The 16,705-nt window shown below is 45.0% G+C and carries 16 protein-coding genes and 1 riboswitch; of the genes, 5 read left to right on the top strand and 11 right to left on the bottom strand.

The genetic code is table 11. From position 1 onward, the window contains the following. Positions 1–14 precede the first annotated feature (14 nt). The 5 genes from MHH63_RS25120 to MHH63_RS25100 all read right to left on the bottom strand — a co-directional run bounded on the left by MHH63_RS25120 (position 15) and on the right by MHH63_RS25100 (position 6,017). Positions 15–1,166: a glycerate kinase family protein gene (locus tag MHH63_RS25120; protein ID WP_076222377.1), complete on the bottom strand. Its 1,152-nt coding sequence runs from the start codon at positions 1,164–1,166 to the stop codon at positions 15–17. A gap of 33 nt (positions 1,167–1,199) precedes the next feature. Next, positions 1,200–2,498, bottom strand: coding sequence for a GntP family permease (locus MHH63_RS25115; protein WP_076124103.1), 1,299 nt, complete (start codon positions 2,496–2,498; stop codon positions 1,200–1,202). 211 nt (positions 2,499–2,709) lie between these two features. Next, positions 2,710–4,029 (bottom strand): nucleobase:cation symporter-2 family protein, encoded by a 1,320-nt coding sequence (locus tag MHH63_RS25110; RefSeq protein WP_036682206.1) that lies wholly within the window; start codon positions 4,027–4,029, stop codon positions 2,710–2,712. Continuing rightward, positions 4,023–4,637, bottom strand: coding sequence for a xanthine phosphoribosyltransferase (locus MHH63_RS25105; protein WP_076301573.1), 615 nt, complete (start codon positions 4,635–4,637; stop codon positions 4,023–4,025). The genes MHH63_RS25110 and MHH63_RS25105 overlap by 7 nt, the downstream gene beginning before the upstream one ends. Positions 4,638–4,805: 168 nt before the next feature. Next, positions 4,806–4,909, bottom strand: a riboswitch (purine riboswitch). A 160-nt stretch (positions 4,910–5,069) separates the two neighbouring features. After that, complete coding sequence (locus MHH63_RS25100) at positions 5,070–6,017, bottom strand: sugar-binding transcriptional regulator (protein WP_076301498.1); 948 nt, start codon at positions 6,015–6,017, stop codon at positions 5,070–5,072. 196 nt (positions 6,018–6,213) lie between these two features. Here MHH63_RS25100 and MHH63_RS25095 point away from each other — a divergent pair, with 196 nt between their 5' ends. The 4 genes from MHH63_RS25095 (at position 6,214) to MHH63_RS25080 (ending at position 10,173) form a co-directional block, all read left to right on the top strand. Continuing rightward, the gene (locus MHH63_RS25095) at positions 6,214–7,182 is read left to right on the top strand and encodes a Gfo/Idh/MocA family protein (RefSeq protein WP_339170452.1); all 969 of its coding nucleotides are present in this window, start codon (positions 6,214–6,216) and stop codon (positions 7,180–7,182) included. A gap of 129 nt (positions 7,183–7,311) precedes the next feature. Next, a complete protein-coding gene (locus MHH63_RS25090) occupies positions 7,312–7,854 on the top strand; it encodes a hypothetical protein (protein ID WP_081383190.1) in 543 nt (180 codons plus the stop codon). A gap of 209 nt (positions 7,855–8,063) precedes the next feature. Then, complete coding sequence (locus MHH63_RS25085; protein ID WP_076105088.1) at positions 8,064–9,272, top strand: MFS transporter; 1,209 nt, start codon at positions 8,064–8,066, stop codon at positions 9,270–9,272. Between the two features lie 58 nt (positions 9,273–9,330). Then, positions 9,331–10,173 (top strand): aldo/keto reductase, encoded by an 843-nt coding sequence (locus MHH63_RS25080; protein ID WP_076222381.1) that lies wholly within the window; start codon positions 9,331–9,333, stop codon positions 10,171–10,173. Between the two features lie 4 nt (positions 10,174–10,177). On the opposite strand, the gene MHH63_RS25075 is transcribed toward MHH63_RS25080, so the two are convergent. The 4 genes from MHH63_RS25075 to rlmN all read right to left on the bottom strand — a co-directional run bounded on the left by MHH63_RS25075 (position 10,178) and on the right by rlmN (position 13,403). Next, on the bottom strand, positions 10,178–11,107 hold the full coding sequence (locus MHH63_RS25075; RefSeq protein ID WP_076181882.1) for an AEC family transporter: 930 nt from the start codon (positions 11,105–11,107) through the stop codon (positions 10,178–10,180). Between the two features lie 156 nt (positions 11,108–11,263). Continuing rightward, positions 11,264–11,743, bottom strand: coding sequence for a transcription elongation factor GreA (gene greA, locus MHH63_RS25070; RefSeq protein WP_036682220.1), 480 nt, complete (start codon positions 11,741–11,743; stop codon positions 11,264–11,266). A gap of 222 nt (positions 11,744–11,965) precedes the next feature. Continuing rightward, a complete protein-coding gene (locus MHH63_RS25065) occupies positions 11,966–12,253 on the bottom strand; it encodes a DUF6509 family protein (RefSeq protein WP_036682221.1) in 288 nt (95 codons plus the stop codon). Between the two features lie 79 nt (positions 12,254–12,332). Then, positions 12,333–13,403, bottom strand: coding sequence for a 23S rRNA (adenine(2503)-C(2))-methyltransferase RlmN (gene rlmN, locus MHH63_RS25060; RefSeq protein ID WP_076181880.1), 1,071 nt, complete (start codon positions 13,401–13,403; stop codon positions 12,333–12,335). 155 nt (positions 13,404–13,558) lie between these two features. Between rlmN and MHH63_RS25055 the strand changes: the two genes are divergently transcribed. After that, positions 13,559–14,617, top strand: a complete 1,059-nt coding sequence (locus MHH63_RS25055) for an endonuclease/exonuclease/phosphatase family protein (RefSeq protein WP_076181878.1) — start codon at positions 13,559–13,561, stop codon at positions 14,615–14,617. 16 nt (positions 14,618–14,633) lie between these two features. Here MHH63_RS25055 and MHH63_RS25050 read toward each other — a convergent pair whose 3' ends face one another. Both MHH63_RS25050 and MHH63_RS25045 read right to left on the bottom strand, forming a co-directional pair. Beyond that, the gene (locus tag MHH63_RS25050) at positions 14,634–15,887 is read right to left on the bottom strand and encodes a polysaccharide deacetylase family protein (protein ID WP_339281507.1); all 1,254 of its coding nucleotides are present in this window, start codon (positions 15,885–15,887) and stop codon (positions 14,634–14,636) included. 5 nt (positions 15,888–15,892) lie between these two features. Further along, on the bottom strand, positions 15,893–16,615 hold the full coding sequence (locus tag MHH63_RS25045) for a hypothetical protein (protein WP_076124118.1): 723 nt from the start codon (positions 16,613–16,615) through the stop codon (positions 15,893–15,895). Positions 16,616–16,705 lie beyond the last annotated feature (90 nt).

Below are 16,705 nucleotides of genomic sequence, written 5' to 3'. Positions count from 1 at the left end.
TTTGTATAATTCAATCAGCTTCCTTGGTTCAACATGACTAACCTAGCCACATTCTCAGCCGTTCTTTCCAGATTCTCTTGCCCTTTATTCAAGGCATCCTCCAATGAAGCTGCACCTGGCATGATCCCAAAAATAGCATCAATCCCTTTATCATACAGCACTTCCGTCTGATCGCCGATCCGTCCCGCAAAAGCCAGCACAGGTTTATTATATTTCTTAGCTACCTCAGCAACGCCAAGCGGAGTCTTGCCATATTGGGTCTGGAAATCGATGCTTCCTTCCCCGGTCCACACCATGTCCGCCTGCTGCACTTTTTCTTCAAGTCCAGTATAGTCGATCACAAGCTCAATGCCTTTTTTTAATATTCCGTTTAAGAACACCACCAGTCCTGCCCCAAGGCCACCCGCTGCACCAGCACCAGGCATATCTATAATATCGAAACCCAATTGCTCTTTGATGACACTCGCATAATGATGCAGATTGCTGTCCAGCTGTTTGATCATATCCGAAGTAGCCCCTTTTTGCGGACCAAATACATTGGAGGCCCCGGTCGGACCACATAATGGATTCGTAACGTCGCAAGCCACTTCAACCTGTACTTCCTTAAGGCGAGGGTCAAATCCACTCAGATCAATACGGGCTAATCTGCCGAGCTCACCACCACCAAACAACAGCTCATTGCCTTCGGCATCCAGCAGCCTGCCGCCTAATGCCTGCACCATCCCGGCGCCTCCGTCATTGGTGGCACTGCCACCGATACCGATCAGCAGCTTGCTGACCCCACGATCCAGACATGCTTTGATTAATTGTCCTGTCCCGTAGGTGGTTGTAATCAACGGGTTACGTGTCTCAGGGGATACCAGCTGAATACCACTCGCACTAGCCATTTCCAGCACCCCTGTCAGCCCGTCTCCTGTGATTCCGTAGGATGCGCTAACTTCATTGCCCAGTGGCCCTTTAACTTTTGTTATATATACTGTACCTTCCGTTGCATCGACCAAGGACTGCATCGTTCCTTCGCCGCCATCTGCCATGGGTACATGAATACAAGTAATATTAGAATTTACTTTGTGAATGCCTTTTTCCATGGCTTCACAAGCTTCTTTGGCTGTCATGCTTTCCTTGAAAGAATCCGGTGCCAATACGATGACAAAGTCTTTATTCATAGAATATCCGTCCCTTCTAGTTGCAAATATAAATTATAGGATGAAGCCGTATAATATAGTGGCGACGATAGCCATCGTCAGACCCACGAGACTTTCATAAGGAATCAGTGACATCCGGTCCTTAATGTTCATCTTAACGGAATCAGCGGTCACGTGGAAGAAGTTACCGTGTGGCAGATGGTCAATAACTGTAGCCCCGGTGTGCACCATAATTGCTGCATTTAGCGGCGCTGTGCCCATCGAAAGAATAGCGGGACCAAATGATCCGGCAGCCACGATAGAAGCCGTAGAGGTTGATGCTGTAGCAGCCGCCATCAGGATCCCTGCAATTGGCGCAAGGAACGTTCCGGAAATCCCCATAGCCGTTATTGCATCTACAACAGTAGCACTCAAATCCGATTTCGAGATAATACCAGCGATAGCACCAGCACCAATCAGGATAATGGCTGTACCTGTCATTTTATTTAACCCTGAGGTTGTAAAAGAAATGATGTTCTTCGTTTGTTTCATAGCAATCAATCCAATAATGCCGGCAAGAGGCAAGATGATCATAGAATCGACTTTAAATGATTTCAGCAATTCAATATTTAGAATATTTCCGATTGGGTTAATGGCTAGAAGTAAAATAGCGACAACTGGAGCGACGATGGCACGGCCAAAGCTAGGTTTAACCTTAGTACTGTCTTCCTCTTTAGTTACAACGTCGCCCTCTGCAATTTTCACACCTTTGTTGACCAGCAGATTAGCAATAATAACAGTGACAATCAGACCCGCAATGGCTGGGATGAATCCATGAATCATGACCTGAGCCAAATCTACATCAAAGCCTTTCGCTACGGCAATGGTGTTCGGGTTCGGTGAAATAATGTTACCGGCTTTACCGCCACCGACCAGTGCGAGCAGCAAAGCGGTTTTGGAAATGCCGATCTTCTTACCTACGGACAAAGCGATTGGAGCGACAATAATGATAGCGACTGTGATGAATACGCCTACCGCTGTAATAATCATAGTTGCCAGCGCTATAGATAATAACGCTTTCTTTTCGCCAAGCTTATCTACTATGGTCTCGGCCATTCGTTCGGCTGCCCCTGATTCAATCAATACCCCGGCCAGCACACCAGCCGCGAGTACACGTACAACTGCCCCCATAACACTATTCGTTCCGTCGATGATATATTGTACTGTCTCTGCAATGGATGCCCCGCCTAATATCCCTCCGGCAATCGCGCCTAAAAAGAGTGCGTAGACCGGGTTAACCTTTTTGAAAATCAATACGACGGCCAGAATCAATCCCGCAATCGCGCCCATCCAGTTAATTACTGTGCCTTCCATCTCTAGTTGCCCCCTAGTATAAGAATTTGACACTATACAGTGTGTAATTTGATAACGCTTTCTAAACTGAGTATACTGCGCTTACAAACCCAATAATATTGACGGGACAACCTATTTTTTTGTGCATATGCACAAGCTCTGAGCATGAGAAAAAGACCAAGCTTAGGTTTCAGCACACCAGAGCTTGGTCTTTTAACATGAATTAGACGTATTAAGAAACTTGAGTTTCTTTCGTTAGAACAGGGGCAGCAGGATCTTCTGCCAGAACATTATCCTTTGTCTTCGAGAGGAAGATATTCAGCACAATCGCTGTAAGGGAACCGGATACGATACCGTTTTGCAGCAGCATCCGAGCGAATTCAGGCAATTGATCGAACATTGCAGGTACAGTTGCCGAACCCAATCCAACAGCGATACTACAAGCGGCAATCAGCAGATTACCATCCTTGCGCAGATCTACCTCTGACAGAATCGACATCCCGGAAACAGCAACCGATCCGAACATCACGATCATCGCTCCGCCCAGTACGGCATTGGGAATAACTGTTGTCAGAGCCGCCAATTTAGGCAGTAGTCCAAGCACAACCATAATCCCGCCGGCTGCAAAAATAACATTCCGAGTTTTGACCCGAGTCAGCGAGACCAGACCTACATTTTGCGAAAATGCTGTGTACGGAAATGCATTAAAGATCCCGCCCAGCATAATCGCCAAACCTTCCGAACGCAGCCCGTTTACGATCTGCTTTTGTTCCACTTTCTGATCCGTCACTTTACCAATCGCAAAGTAAACACCTGTGGACTCCACCATACTAACAATATTAACAATGATCATAGTGAAAATAGCCGTAAGATTGAACTGAGGCCATCCGAAGTAGAAAGGCTGTGCAACACTTACCCAAGAGGCTTCACCTACTGTAGAGAAACTAACAATGCCCATTCCATAAGCAATAATTGTACCCACTAAAAGACCTATCAAGACAGAGACCGAGCGAAGAAATCCTGTAGTAAAACGGTTAACCGCTAAAATGACCAGCAGCGTGATCAGTGCAAGCAACAAATTGCGGGGATTCCCAAAATCAGCGCTGCCTTCTCCGCCAGCTACGCTATTCATAGCTACAGGAATAAGAGATAACCCAATAATGGTCACGACTGAGCCCGTTACTATCGTTGGGAAAAACCTCAGTAGCTTCCCATAAAGGGGGGCCGCCAGTACCACGAATAAACCAGATAAAATAATTGCTCCGTACACCGTCGCCAAATTGTTGGCACTGCCGATAGCGATAATCGGCCCTACTGCCGTAAAGGTACATCCAAGAATAACCGGCAGCCTGCTGCCAAAATACTTAGTGCCCATAATCTGCAGCAAAGTAGCTAACCCGCAAGTAAACAAATCAGCTGCGATAAGATAGGCCATTTGGGTGGCATTCAGGTTCAGCGCGTTCCCTACGATCAGCGGAACAACAACTGCTCCGGCATACATCGCCAGTACATGCTGAAATCCTAACGCAAATACTTTTTTCTTGCTTAACATCTCGCACTCTCCTTGATTGGCTCTTTTGAACTTTCATTATCAATGAAGTGAATTTCACCTGGTGACATAGATGTAATCCGGGCTAAAGCATGGACTTCTATCCCTCTATCCTCGAGTAGACTCCGGCCTTCTTGGAAGCATTTTTCAATCACACAACCAACGCCAAGGAGTTCAGCGCCAGCCTCTTGCACGATATCAACCAGTCCAACAAGAGCAGCACCAGTAGCCAAAAAGTCATCTACAATAAGCACCTTATCGCTTGGTCCGATATATTTTTGCGAGACACTAACCATATAATCCTCTTTGCGTGTAAAAGAATGTACCGGCGCGGAATAGACCGCTTCAGATAAGGTCACTGCTTTCTTTTTCTTCGCATATACAAACGGTACGCCTAAGGCGATGGCCGTAGCCATGGCGAATTGAATGCCACTCGCTTCAATAGTGATGATCTTAGTGATAGGCAAATGTCCAAACAACCGCTTGAACTCCTGTCCAATTTGTAAGGCAAGCTCCGTATCCACCTGATGATTCAGAAATGAATCTACCTTTAGTACCGTTTCTGATAAAATAAGACCCTCTTGTCTGATGCGCTCTTGAAGTACCTTCATAGTAAACTTGATCTCTCCTTCTGAATTAAAAACAAAAAAAGGACAAATCCCTTGAGTCGTTTCTCTCAAGTGAATTTGTCCTTCTGGGTTTTTGTCCCTTAGTGGTGTAACACTGCATAGTGTCCGCATCGCTCGGTCCAGTCCTTCCATAGTCAGGAAGCGGAACCCTAGATGCGCTATTTCACTCATAGTCGGATAATTACATTGGTTATCCGGTAGAAACTTATGGGCCATATTCCCAAGATTATATGAGTTAACAAGCAAATATAAGGATAATGTATAATGTGAAACTTATATTTTTATAAATGTTCGATATGAATACCTTGTATATCTTACACGCTCTGTCTGGTGCTTACAAGCAAAATTTTAAGCAATTTGCATGCCATTTTCAGGTTATTTTCACGAAATTCAATTGTTTACATTTAGTAGTTGCTACTCCAATATCTTCTGCGCTGTTTCTTGGGTCGTTACAATTACATTCATATAGCCCCCATTTAGTGCCCCAAGGATCCCCGTTACCTTCTCAAGTGACTCCGCTACACCAATCGAATACCGTGCTTGCTTGATCTGCTCCAGCTCAATAGTCAGCGTTCGATCCGATATTCCGGTATGCACGGGAATCCCGTTGCCATCATAGAATCGTGAACAGATATCACCAGCGACCTTTCCATTCTCCAGCTCAGCAATCACTGCATCACCATAAAAACCGCGCCACGCCTCTTCCCCTTTCATTTCCGGCGATCCGATGCCGAACATAGCGATATCCAGATGGTCCCACGCCTTGGCAATGGTCTGATAATACTGCGAATTCATCAGTTGATCTCTAGTTTCCTTTTGCTCCGTGATCGCTGGAACATCAATCATTAACGAGCGCGCACCCCATTTTAGAGCAGCTTGATAACAGATGTTATTTACATGGTACCCGCTCTCCATCTTTCCTGATGGGCCGCCGACCGTAGGTACACAGGTTACAAATGGTCTCTGGGCTTGTGTTAGGCTTTCTACAACGCTAGCTAAGCTGCTTCCCCAAGAAAACCCAATCGTATCTTTCGGGAGAAGCACTTGCTCGAGCCATCTCGCACAGGCTTGTCCTATAGCTTTGCGTTTAATCGTGCTGGACTGTGCAGGATCTACCTCCACAACAATGGCTTCCCGTAGCCCGAACCGCTCCTTCAACTCCTGCTCCAATGTAAAATGATCGCCAGTATCGTAATTAATAGTTATTGTAACGATCCCTTCTTCACGTACCCTCTTTAGCATCCTGCTGATAGTGGTACGATATATACCAAGTTGGCTGGAGATTTCACTCTGCGTTAAATTCTGTTCATAATACATTTGTGCTATTTTAATAAGCAGCTTCTTATCTTCTTTTCGATCCATGTTACAACGCCCCCGCGTATTCAACAGTTTGACGGATTTAGACCCCCCCGCTATACTGTAGACGATTGTTTTGCACATTTATTATTATATTGCACAAATGTGCTTAATATCAAAACTTTTATGAAGATGAATGGTTCAGATGGAATCAAGGTATCTCTAAATAAAAACAAAAAATCAAACAAGTGAGGTGCTGGAAATGAACCCTTTAAAGTGGGCAATTGTCGGTCCAGGAAGTATAGCTGCCGAATTTGCGGCTGCGCTGAATGAAACGGGAGGAACGTTGTATGCGGTTGGGTCGCGAAGCTTGGAGAAAGCACAACAATTCGCTAATCAATATGGAGCCACGAAAGCTTATGGCAATTACAGTGAAATGCTGCAAGATCCTGCAATTGATGTAGTGTACATCTCTACGCCACATAGCAATCATTATGAATACATCATTGAAAGCTTACAGAATAACAAACATGTTCTCTGCGAAAAAGCAATCACGGTGAACAGCAAACAACTTCAAGAAGTCACCCGACTTGCCGCTGAAAAGGATCTGGTTGTGGCCGAAGCTATGACCATCTACCATATGCCACTGTATAAGAAACTGCGGCAGCTCATTGATGACGGCATCATCGGGCGCCTCAAAATGGTGCAGGTCTCCTTTGGCAGCCATAAAGAATATGATGTGAACAACCGTTTCTTCAGCAAAGATCTGGCGGGCGGAGCACTGCTGGATATTGGGACATATGCGCTGTCCTTCACAAGATTCTTCCTGTCCAAACAGCCCCATGAGATTCTTACTACGGTAAAACAATTCGAGACAGGAGTGGACGAGCAATCCGGTATTATTCTTAACAATGCGGCAGATGAAATGGCGGTAATCTCCCTTACAATGCGCTCCAAAATGCCTAAACGGGGGGTGGTTGCAGGAGAGCTCGGATTTATTACCGTAGACAATTTCCCGCGGGCCAGCAAAGCCACCATTCAATATTTGGATGGCACAGTAGAGACGATTGAAGCTGGAGATACAGCCAAAGCTTTGCAATACGAGATTGAAGATATGCAGCGGTATATTGCAGATAAAAGCCATAAAGAGACCCTCAACCTCTCCTTGGATGTCATGGACATTATGAGCAATGTCCGGGAGCAATGGGGGATCAAATATAGCTTTGAATAAATAAACCGTTTAGTAGGCAGCTAACTTAGGCAAATGATTGTTTTTCGAGGTAGATCGCCCGTATTCATCACTTATTCCCCCCATCTGCATTAATGTTAATGAAGTCAAAGTATGGGAGAGTGAATATGGGTGGCCTATAAAAGAGACCGGATCGTTGTCATTATTCAAAAAGGAAAACGGCGCATAATTACAAGGACCCCACTCCACGGAGTGGACAGATTAGTCTTTGTCATCAATAATCAATATACGAACGCCCCCAACACTACACAAATTGCAAGCGGTGCAGGGCGCAGCAGCGCAAGCGGCAATAATGCCGCCATTGCTTCTCCCTATACACGCCAACAACAAAGTGTCGGCGCAGGCGGTGATGCGACTAACCTAGGCAGCGGGGGCTACAAACGCGGCAAAGCTAAGCCCCTCTTATTATATCCGTATCGCAAAGAAGTTGTGGTCGTTATCAATACCCAGACGGTTAAACTGCCTAAACGGAGCCAGAATGCCTCCGCAACTCAGGTAGCAAGCGGAGGCGGAACGTTCAGCACCGGTGGAACAAACTCCGCTATTGAAAGCCCAGGAACAAGACAGCAGCAGGCGGTTGGTGGAGGATCGGGTGGGCACGCCACTAACAAAGGCACAACTAAACGGCGCCACCTCAAACAACGGTCTCGTTAACCCTATTGGGACTATATAACAAGCATAGCAAAAAGCATGGGCAAACCTGACGAGATCAGGGTGCCCATGCTTTTTGCGGTTTGGCGAGTTGCGCTATAGGTACTTTTTAGTACCTATAGCACTTTAAAGTACGTACTATACTTAATGGACAGATCTCTTCATAATAGCACTTACCGGCCGGTGATTAACACAGCGTAGGAGTGAAAGAAATGTCCTTAGATAAAAAAAGAAGCACCTTGGCGCTCTTAGCTCTAGCCATTAGTGCCTTTGCGATTGGTACCACTGAGTTTATCAGTGTGGGGCTGCTGCCTCTAATCGCCACGGATCTGCATATACCGGTAACCACAGCCGGGTTGACCGTTACTTTATACGCTTTAGGAGTAACTTTTGGCGCACCCATCTTAACGTCGCTAACCACGTCGATATCGCGCAAAACCTTACTGCTAAGCATTATGATCGTCTTTATTATCGGCAATAGTCTTGCGGCGGCTGCGGACGGAATTACATTGCTGTTAATCGCGAGAGTAATTTCCGCTCTGGCCCATGGCTTGTTCATGTCGATTGCTTCGACTATTGCCGCCGATCTCGTGCCTGAGGATCGTAAGGCCAGTGCCATTGCCATCATGTTCACTGGACTTACAGTAGCTACTGTTACGGGCGTTCCACTAGGTACGTTCCTTGGCCAACAACTCGGCTGGCGTGCTGCATTTGTTGCTATTATTGCTATCGGGCTTATAGCACTCATCGGCAATCTGATCCTTGTTCCTTCATCCGGGCTGCGCAAAGGCACCCATACACCCCTTCGTGAGCAAGTTAAGCTGGTCACCAATGGGCGTTTACTGCTTGCCTTCGCAATTACGGCTTTGGGCTATGGGGGCACATTTGTAGTCTTTACTTATTTATCACCCCTTCTGCATGAGATCAGCGGCTTCAAAGAGAATACAGTCGCCGTAATCTTGCTTGTATACGGCATTGCGATTGCCATCGGGAACGTGATTGGAGGTAAAGCCGCCAACCGCAAACCGATGAATGCTCTATTCTATATGTTTGCAGTCCAAGCTGTCGTCTTATTTGTCTTAGCTTTTACCGCACCTTACAAGGTTGCCGCACTGATTACGATCTTCTTTATGGGACTGTTAGCTTTCATGAACGTGCCCGGCTTGCAAGTACATGTCGTTACGCTTGCAGATCGATATGCGCCAAGTGCACGAGATGTAGCTTCTGCATTAAATATTGCTGCTTTTAACGCTGGTATTGCCATTGGTGCGTACCTTGGCGGCATCGTCACAGATCATATGGGACTGATTCATACCACTTGGGTAGGTGCCATCATGGTTCTGTCCGCTGTATTACTAACGGCATGGAGCCGTGCTCTGGAGAAGAAAGATGAGGCTCCTCTCCAGACTAAAGCTGCTTAAAGAGCAGTCCATTAACAACCCAAACAAACTTTTAAATATCTTAGGAGGTTACTTTATTATGGCTCAACATCTACAGGATACAACTACATTACACAACGGTGTAAATATGCCTTGGCTAGGGCTTGGCGTATTTAAAGTGGAAGAAGGCGCAGAACTGATACAAGCGATCAAATCCGCTATTAGACACGGTTACCGCAGCATTGACACTGCCGCAATTTATGAGAATGAAACAGGCGTGGGACAAGCCATCCAAGAGGCTCTGCAAGAGAACAGCTTGTCCAGAGAAGAGCTTTTCGTAACCTCAAAGGTCTGGACCGCAGATATGGGCTACGAAGAAACCATTGCCGCCTACGAGACTAGCTTAGCTAAACTCGGACTTGAATACCTGGATCTGTACCTTATTCACTGGCCTGTAAAAGGAAAATATAAAGAGTCTTGGAGAGCGCTTGAAACGTTGTATAAAGAGGGCCGGGTAAAAGCCATTGGGGTCAGCAACTTCCAGATTCACCATCTTGAAGATGTACTGAAGGATGCTGAGATTAAGCCGATGGTCAATCAAGTTGAATTACATCCTTATTTGAATCAGCAAGAGCTGCTCGACTTCTGCAAAGAGCAAGGAATCCAATTAGAAGCTTGGTCTCCGTTAATGCAAGGTCAATTGTTCGATCAGCCTGTACTGAAACAAATTGCCGTCAAACATGACAAATCCGTCGCTCAGGTTATTGTCCGTTGGGACCTGCAACGGGGGATTATCACCATTCCTAAGTCTACTAAAGAACACCGGATCATCGAAAATGTAGACGTGTTTGATTTCAAATTATCTGACGAGGATATGACTCTAATTAACTCTCTCAACCAAGATCAGCGGGTAGGTCCAGACCCAGATCATTTTGATTTCTAAGGGATTACGCACCTTGCACTAACACTATAAGCACCGGCAACACGAGAAACGAAGCAAGCGTCGTCCACAAAATACATTTGGATACCAGCTCCGGTGAGGCATTAAAACGCTCGGCTAGCACGACGGCGTTGACGGCAACTGGCATAGAAGCCAAAATCAGCAGCACAGAGAACAAGGTTCCGGTAATTTGCAGGATCGATAATCCGAGGTAAGCCACTAGCGGCGCTAAGATTAATCGAATCGACAGCCCAGTCCAAAAAGTAGACTGACCCTTGCGTGCGGATGGCATGTTTCTCACTTTAACCATCTGTGCGCCAAGGATCGCCAGTACCACCGGTGAATATCCTCCAGCTACCAAGGCAACCCCTGTAGCCACCTCTGCAGGCAAATGCAGGCCAAAGATACGGAGAAGAAGGGCCAACAGAGCTGCGTAAATGGCAGGAAGTGAAAAGACCGATTTTACTGCATTTTTTACCGAGAACTGAGATCTTGCTGCAAAATAAACGCCTATCGTATTCACGATAATCATTTGTCCGATCACATATACAGAGGCCTTATCGAGACCAAGCTGTCCGAAAGCTAGCAACACCAGCGGAAGTCCATAATTCACGCTATTCGTAAACGTTGAAATCAAAGTCAGACCGGATACTTCGGATGGATCTAGCTTCAATAATTTGCCGACTATATTCGCAATCGCCCATAAGAAGATTAGATTTAGAAGCGAAAAGGCGAGCGTCTTATAAATATCATCCATGGATATCTCTGCAGTAGCCAATGTATTTAAAATAATTGCCGGCGTTAAAAAGTATAGATAAAGCGTCAATAACGGCTTCGTATCCAGATTCTTAAACCGCCCAAGTAGGGCACCCACGATCACAGGAATGGACAAAGGCACGATGACTTGGTATAACGTCGATAACACACTTTGGATCATGAATAGAACTCCTCTGCTGTAGGTTACTTCAAACTATAAGCGTAACAGCGCAGAACGTCTAAGATATGAAATCAATATATCTCATAGCCAAAACCTATCATACCAGCAAAAAAGCTCCCAACCCTTACAAAGGGTTGGGAGCTTTTCGGTATATTGTTACATCATTTTGATCTCAAGCAACTCATATTTAATGATGCCCATCGGTGCATTTACACTAACAATATCTCCGACCTTTTTACCCAGCAATTCCTTGCCTAGCGGGCTTTCATAGGAAATCTTGTTATTAAGAACATCTGCCTCAGCAGCTCCAACAATTCTATATTCGATCTTCTCCGAATATTCGATGTCATTCAGAATAACAATACAACCCATACTAACCTTTGACAGATCCATTTGGCTCTCATCCACGATCTTGGCTTTGGTCAACATTTTCTCCAGAATCATAATACGAGTCTCCATGAACGATTGATCGTCCTTGGCCGAATGGTACTCACTATTTTCCTTCAAGTCTCCATAGCTGATCGCCAATTTAAGCCGTGCGGCCAATTCCTTACGCCCTGCGCCTTTCAATTCCTTCAGCTCTTCCTCTAATTGAGCCAACCCTTCTTTGGTCAAGAACACTTCTTCATTAGACATGTATACAACTCCTATTTTGGATGCTTTATAATATTTTAACCGATATATCCCAAACTTGCGAAAGATCTTACAAGAAGAAACAACATTGTCGTCCTTAAAGGACGACAACCATTTCTCGTAGAAATATAAAGATACTTTAAAGTACAAAACATATAAATGCTTATATTTTAAAAAAATCCCTGCCACAATTGAACATTGGGCAAGGAGGTCAATGCTGCTTAATTATTCTGGCAAATGCTCTTTACAAAAAAGGAGTAACGCTTCTTCCTCGTCCTCTTCCATATCGAAATCGAGCAGTTGACCTGAAGTTGTCTCCTGTAGATCATAACTTACGATGCTGACTTGATCTTCATCCACCTTAATAATCGCTCTAGCGGATACTCCGTTCTCTACATACAGCTCATCATCCTCTGGAACGTCCAGTTGAACGACAAATTCATACCGTTTACCGGTTAGTATACCGAAAGGATCTTTTACATTCTCCACATTATAGCCCGTAAATGTCAACATAACTCAATCAACCTCTTTTCCTAATACCTGCCACGTCATTGTATCACAAAAAGTAACATATTGTTGTCGAGGTAGTCCGTCAAGCCATGGCTTTGGATTTCTTGATTTGTTTGCTTCGCAGCTGTCCGCAGGCAGCATCAATATCCACACCATGCTCCAGACGAGTGCTTACGCTGACACCCTGCTTCTTCAAGGTATCAAAAAAGGCCCGCACCGTCTCCCGCTCGCTTCTTTGATATTGGCTGTGTTCATCCACCGGGTTATAAGGAATCAAATTCACATTGACGAGCGGGCGTCGATCGCCAATCAGCTCGGCCAGTTCAAGCGCATGCTCTCTGCCGTCGTTTACATCCTTCATCAGAATGTATTCCAGCGTAATTCTCCGCTTGGTTTTCTCCAAATAATAATCTATAGACTCCATTAGCTTCTCTATTGGAATGGCCTTGTTAATCTTCATGATCTGCGTCCGCAGTTCATTATTAGGGGCATGCAAAGAAACCGCCAGGTTCACCTGCGTATTCGCATCCGCAAATTCAACGATTTTGTTAGCCAATCCGCTCGTTGATACGGTAATCCCTCTACCCGCAATTGCTAGTCCCTTGTGATCTTTGACAATCGCCAGGAAATCGAGCAGGTTCTTGAAGTTATCGAATGGCTCGCCAATGCCCATCACTACGACGTGACTGACCTTTTGATCCAGGTTCGCCGTATCCAGATGCTGCTGGACCTTCATAATCTGCTCCACAATCTCTCCGCTGGAGAGATCCCGGCTCTTCGCCAATAGCCCACTTGCACAGAAGCTGCAGCCGATATTGCAGCCCACTTGCGTGGTTACACATACAGACAAGCCGTATTTCTGTCTCATAAGCACGGTCTCGATCAGGTTGCCATCCTTTAGACGGAACAGGAACTTAATCGTTCCATCCGCAGATTCCTGCTTCACATGTTCTTCCAAGGTATGAATGACAAAATTCTGCTCTAATAATTCTACACAATCTTTATTTACATCGAGCATTTCCGAAAAGTCTGTAATCCGCTTCCGATAAAGCCAATCCCAGACCTGCGTAGCCCGAAACTTTTTATGTCCACGTTCTAACAGCCATGCCGCCAGTTGATCAAAAGTTAATCCATAAATGGATTCTATATTCATTCGTTATCCTCTTTTCAAAACGTTAAAGTTCAGAACATCACTACTCATTGTCTCAAATTTTTTTTATTAAAACAAGGGGAGTTATTGGGTTGTGTCGAAGTTTACACCATTAAAGTCTGTTCTATGAACATGTATCTAAGGAGCGATGGAATCATATGGGTTCAACAAGAATAAAAGCAATCAGCCTCACCCTTCTAGCTGCCGTTCTAATCCTTGGCGGTTTTTTAGTGTATATTACTCTCACTGACTATAAACCACAGGAGATTACTACACTTACTGTAAACAATAATCCGCAGCAAGTAATGAAGCAGGGAGAGTCCTTTTCTGTAACTACCTTTAATATTGGCTACGCCGGGTTGGATAAAGGCCAAGATTTCTTTATGGATGGCGGAACAAAGTCACGCTCAAGCAGTAGGGAACAAACGAAGATAAACCTTGAGGCCGTAGCGTCCCTTATGACAGTTACAGACTCGGACCTGTTCATGCTGCAGGAGGTCGACATCGATTCTTCCCGTAGCAACGGTATAGATGAAGTCTCTTACTTGTCGAATAAGTTCGCTGATTACAGCAATGTTTTCGCGACCAACTACAAGGTACCTTGGGTACCGCTTCCTGTTCTTGATCCGATGGGCTCGGTGAACAGCGGTTTATTAACTTTATCCCGTTTTAACAGCACAAGTAATATTAGATATGATCTCCCGGGCAAAGAAACCTGGCCTCGCCAACAGTTTGATCTCGACCGTGCTTTTGTGGAGAGCAGATTCCCCGTTGATAATGGAAAAGAACTGATTCTAGTCAATCTTCATTTATCAGCCTTTGACCAAGGCGGAACGATTCGCAAACAGCAATTGGAGTATTTATCGGCTTATATCAAGAAGGAGAATGACAAAGGGAACTACCTCATCTTAGGGGGAGATTGGAACCATTCCCTTCCGGGTACAGCTCCTGATGCTTTCGAGACAACGCAGGATTGGCCGCAATGGCTGCAAGAATTCCCTGAACATTTTCAACAGGGCTTTCAGTGGGCTGTAGATGCCAAGGTACCCTCCGTCCGGACGCTCGATGTTGCCTATACAGAAGGTGTGAATTTCCGCGCAGTGATTGATGGCTTTCTAGTCTCACCAAACGTCAGCATAAGCGGCGTACAGGGTCATGAGTTATCCTTCGAACACAGTGATCACAACCCTGTAACAGCCACTTTTATTCTGCAATAACATGGATTCTCTGATTCTATTTAAAAACAACAAATTTCAGGTTTTTCTCTTGGAAATACTTAATGATAGCGGGCAAAGCTTCTACAGTAATCTTCTTTTCGTGAAATAGATAGACTCCGCCGGACGGATCGGCATGATGAACATATTGAAGAATATCCTCTGGGTTCTTGACGTTCCAATCCTCGGGATCACGATTCCACAATAATACCTTCATCTGCTGTTCCGTCACCTTGGCGGTTAACTTGTCATCAATCGCCCCATATGGCGGCCGAAAAATAGTAATCGGTGATTGTGTAATTTGCTCCAGCGCCTGATTAGTCTTCGCCAAGTTAATCCGGTTCTCCTCAACGCCATTAGCAGTCATTTTGCTATGATCCCACGAATGACTCCCAACCGACATCTTATGCTCATTAGCATACCTAACGGCTTCCGCATTATGAGCTACCTTATTCCCAATGAATAAAAAGGTGGCAGCCACCTTATGTTCTACTAGAATATCTACGATCTCTTTCGTATACTTTGACGGCCCATCATCAAATGACAAGGCAACATAACCCTTCGGCAAACTATACAAAAATTCATTCTCGGGTAATTCATACTTTTCGTACGGTAATGTCTGTTCTTGAGGAGGGACTGAAGGTTCTGGTGTAGGCTCGGCTTGCTGGTTATGAACCGATATCGTCTGCGCTAAGGTAACGAACGGTACCGAAAGTAATGGCTCAGAGTCGGCCCCTAATACGGGTTCCTCCAGCGCTTCAGCACTATCTACGAGTTGTCCATCCATTCGCAGAGGTAACACAAATATCAAACAAGCGAACATGAGACACAGCAGTGCAACCAGTCCAATTCGTTTGGTCTTCTTTCTGCTTATCCTATGCCCTGGTTCTGTAGAGGGAAGCATGGTCTGAACTACCCTCTCCTCTTCTGCTTGAGGATAGTCCTGCTGCTTTAATTGAAGAAGTTGGGTTACATAATTTTCAGAACAGGCAAAATACAATGTTTCGCTGTAAGCTCTGTTCATTATAATCAGCGTGCTGTAGTAACTATTCCGAAACGGATCCCACTTCGGATACAGCGACAATCTCATTCTCCCTCCAGAAAAGGGACCTAGCGCCTTCAATTGTTCGTATGTAAATTCATCTATGGTGAGCTTGCTTCTTGCGTACCCAACATTACGGGTTAGACCTACCTCAATCTGATAACCGGCCTGTTCATGCTCAAGCGACAGTAACTCAATCATTAGAATGGTGTCCGGTTCCTTAGATGCCATGAATCCTATGTATCTCCGTTTCCATCGTTTCGATCCGTCAGACTACTGCCACTCCCAAAAGGAACCGTCATCCGATTGGTGAAATCGCTGATCATACCCGAGAGATACGCCTTTTCTTGGCGAATCGTATCGTACTTTTGTTTTAGATGTGCATTCTCAATCTCAACCCGTCCGATTTTCTCTTCCAGATCATTCATCTTTTTGAGTTTCTCTGCATGGGCTTCGTTATGTTTTTGAATCAAATTTACATATTTTTGCTGCTCCAGCTCAATGGTACTCTTCAATTCCTCAATCTCAGCTGTGAGCGTAGTTTGAAGCTCCCGGTAATCCTCCAGCACTTGATCGACCTTCAAATTTCTCTCAATCAACTTATGCTCAAGCTCGCGGACATTCTTTTCTCTTTCCTCAATAACCTTATTGAGGTTCTTCATATCCCGGTTTAAGCGCTCCACATGACTGCTGGAATGGGTTAACCGATCCTGAAGTTCATTAATATTGGTCTCCGCATGTTGTCTGGCCTGAATAATCTGCTCCACGGAGAAGATCAAATCGAGTGATTTTTTATCAAGCTGAGCTTTGCCTGTAGTAACCAATCCAGCTAAAGTCTCGTCTGAGGTCTTTTCTTCTATTTCTTCGACCTGTTCATCTAATAATTGTACCTTTTGAACCATATCCGACTTGGATTGCTTATCCACTGAATCTTTCTTTTTAAAAAAGGGGGAAATCATCGATTTTATCACCTCAATTATAAAAAAATGTCAAAAAATGTCGAGTGCCCACGAGTCTATTATAGTTTACTTATCTTGTATGTAAGTGAG

Origin of the sequence: Paenibacillus sp. FSL H3-0310, assembly GCF_038002785.1 — a bacterium.
Lineage (GTDB): Bacteria > Bacillota > Bacilli > Paenibacillales > Paenibacillaceae > Paenibacillus_AQ > Paenibacillus_AQ odorifer.
Note: the sequence above shows the minus strand (reverse complement) of the source record. Positions and strands in the feature narration are given on the sequence as shown.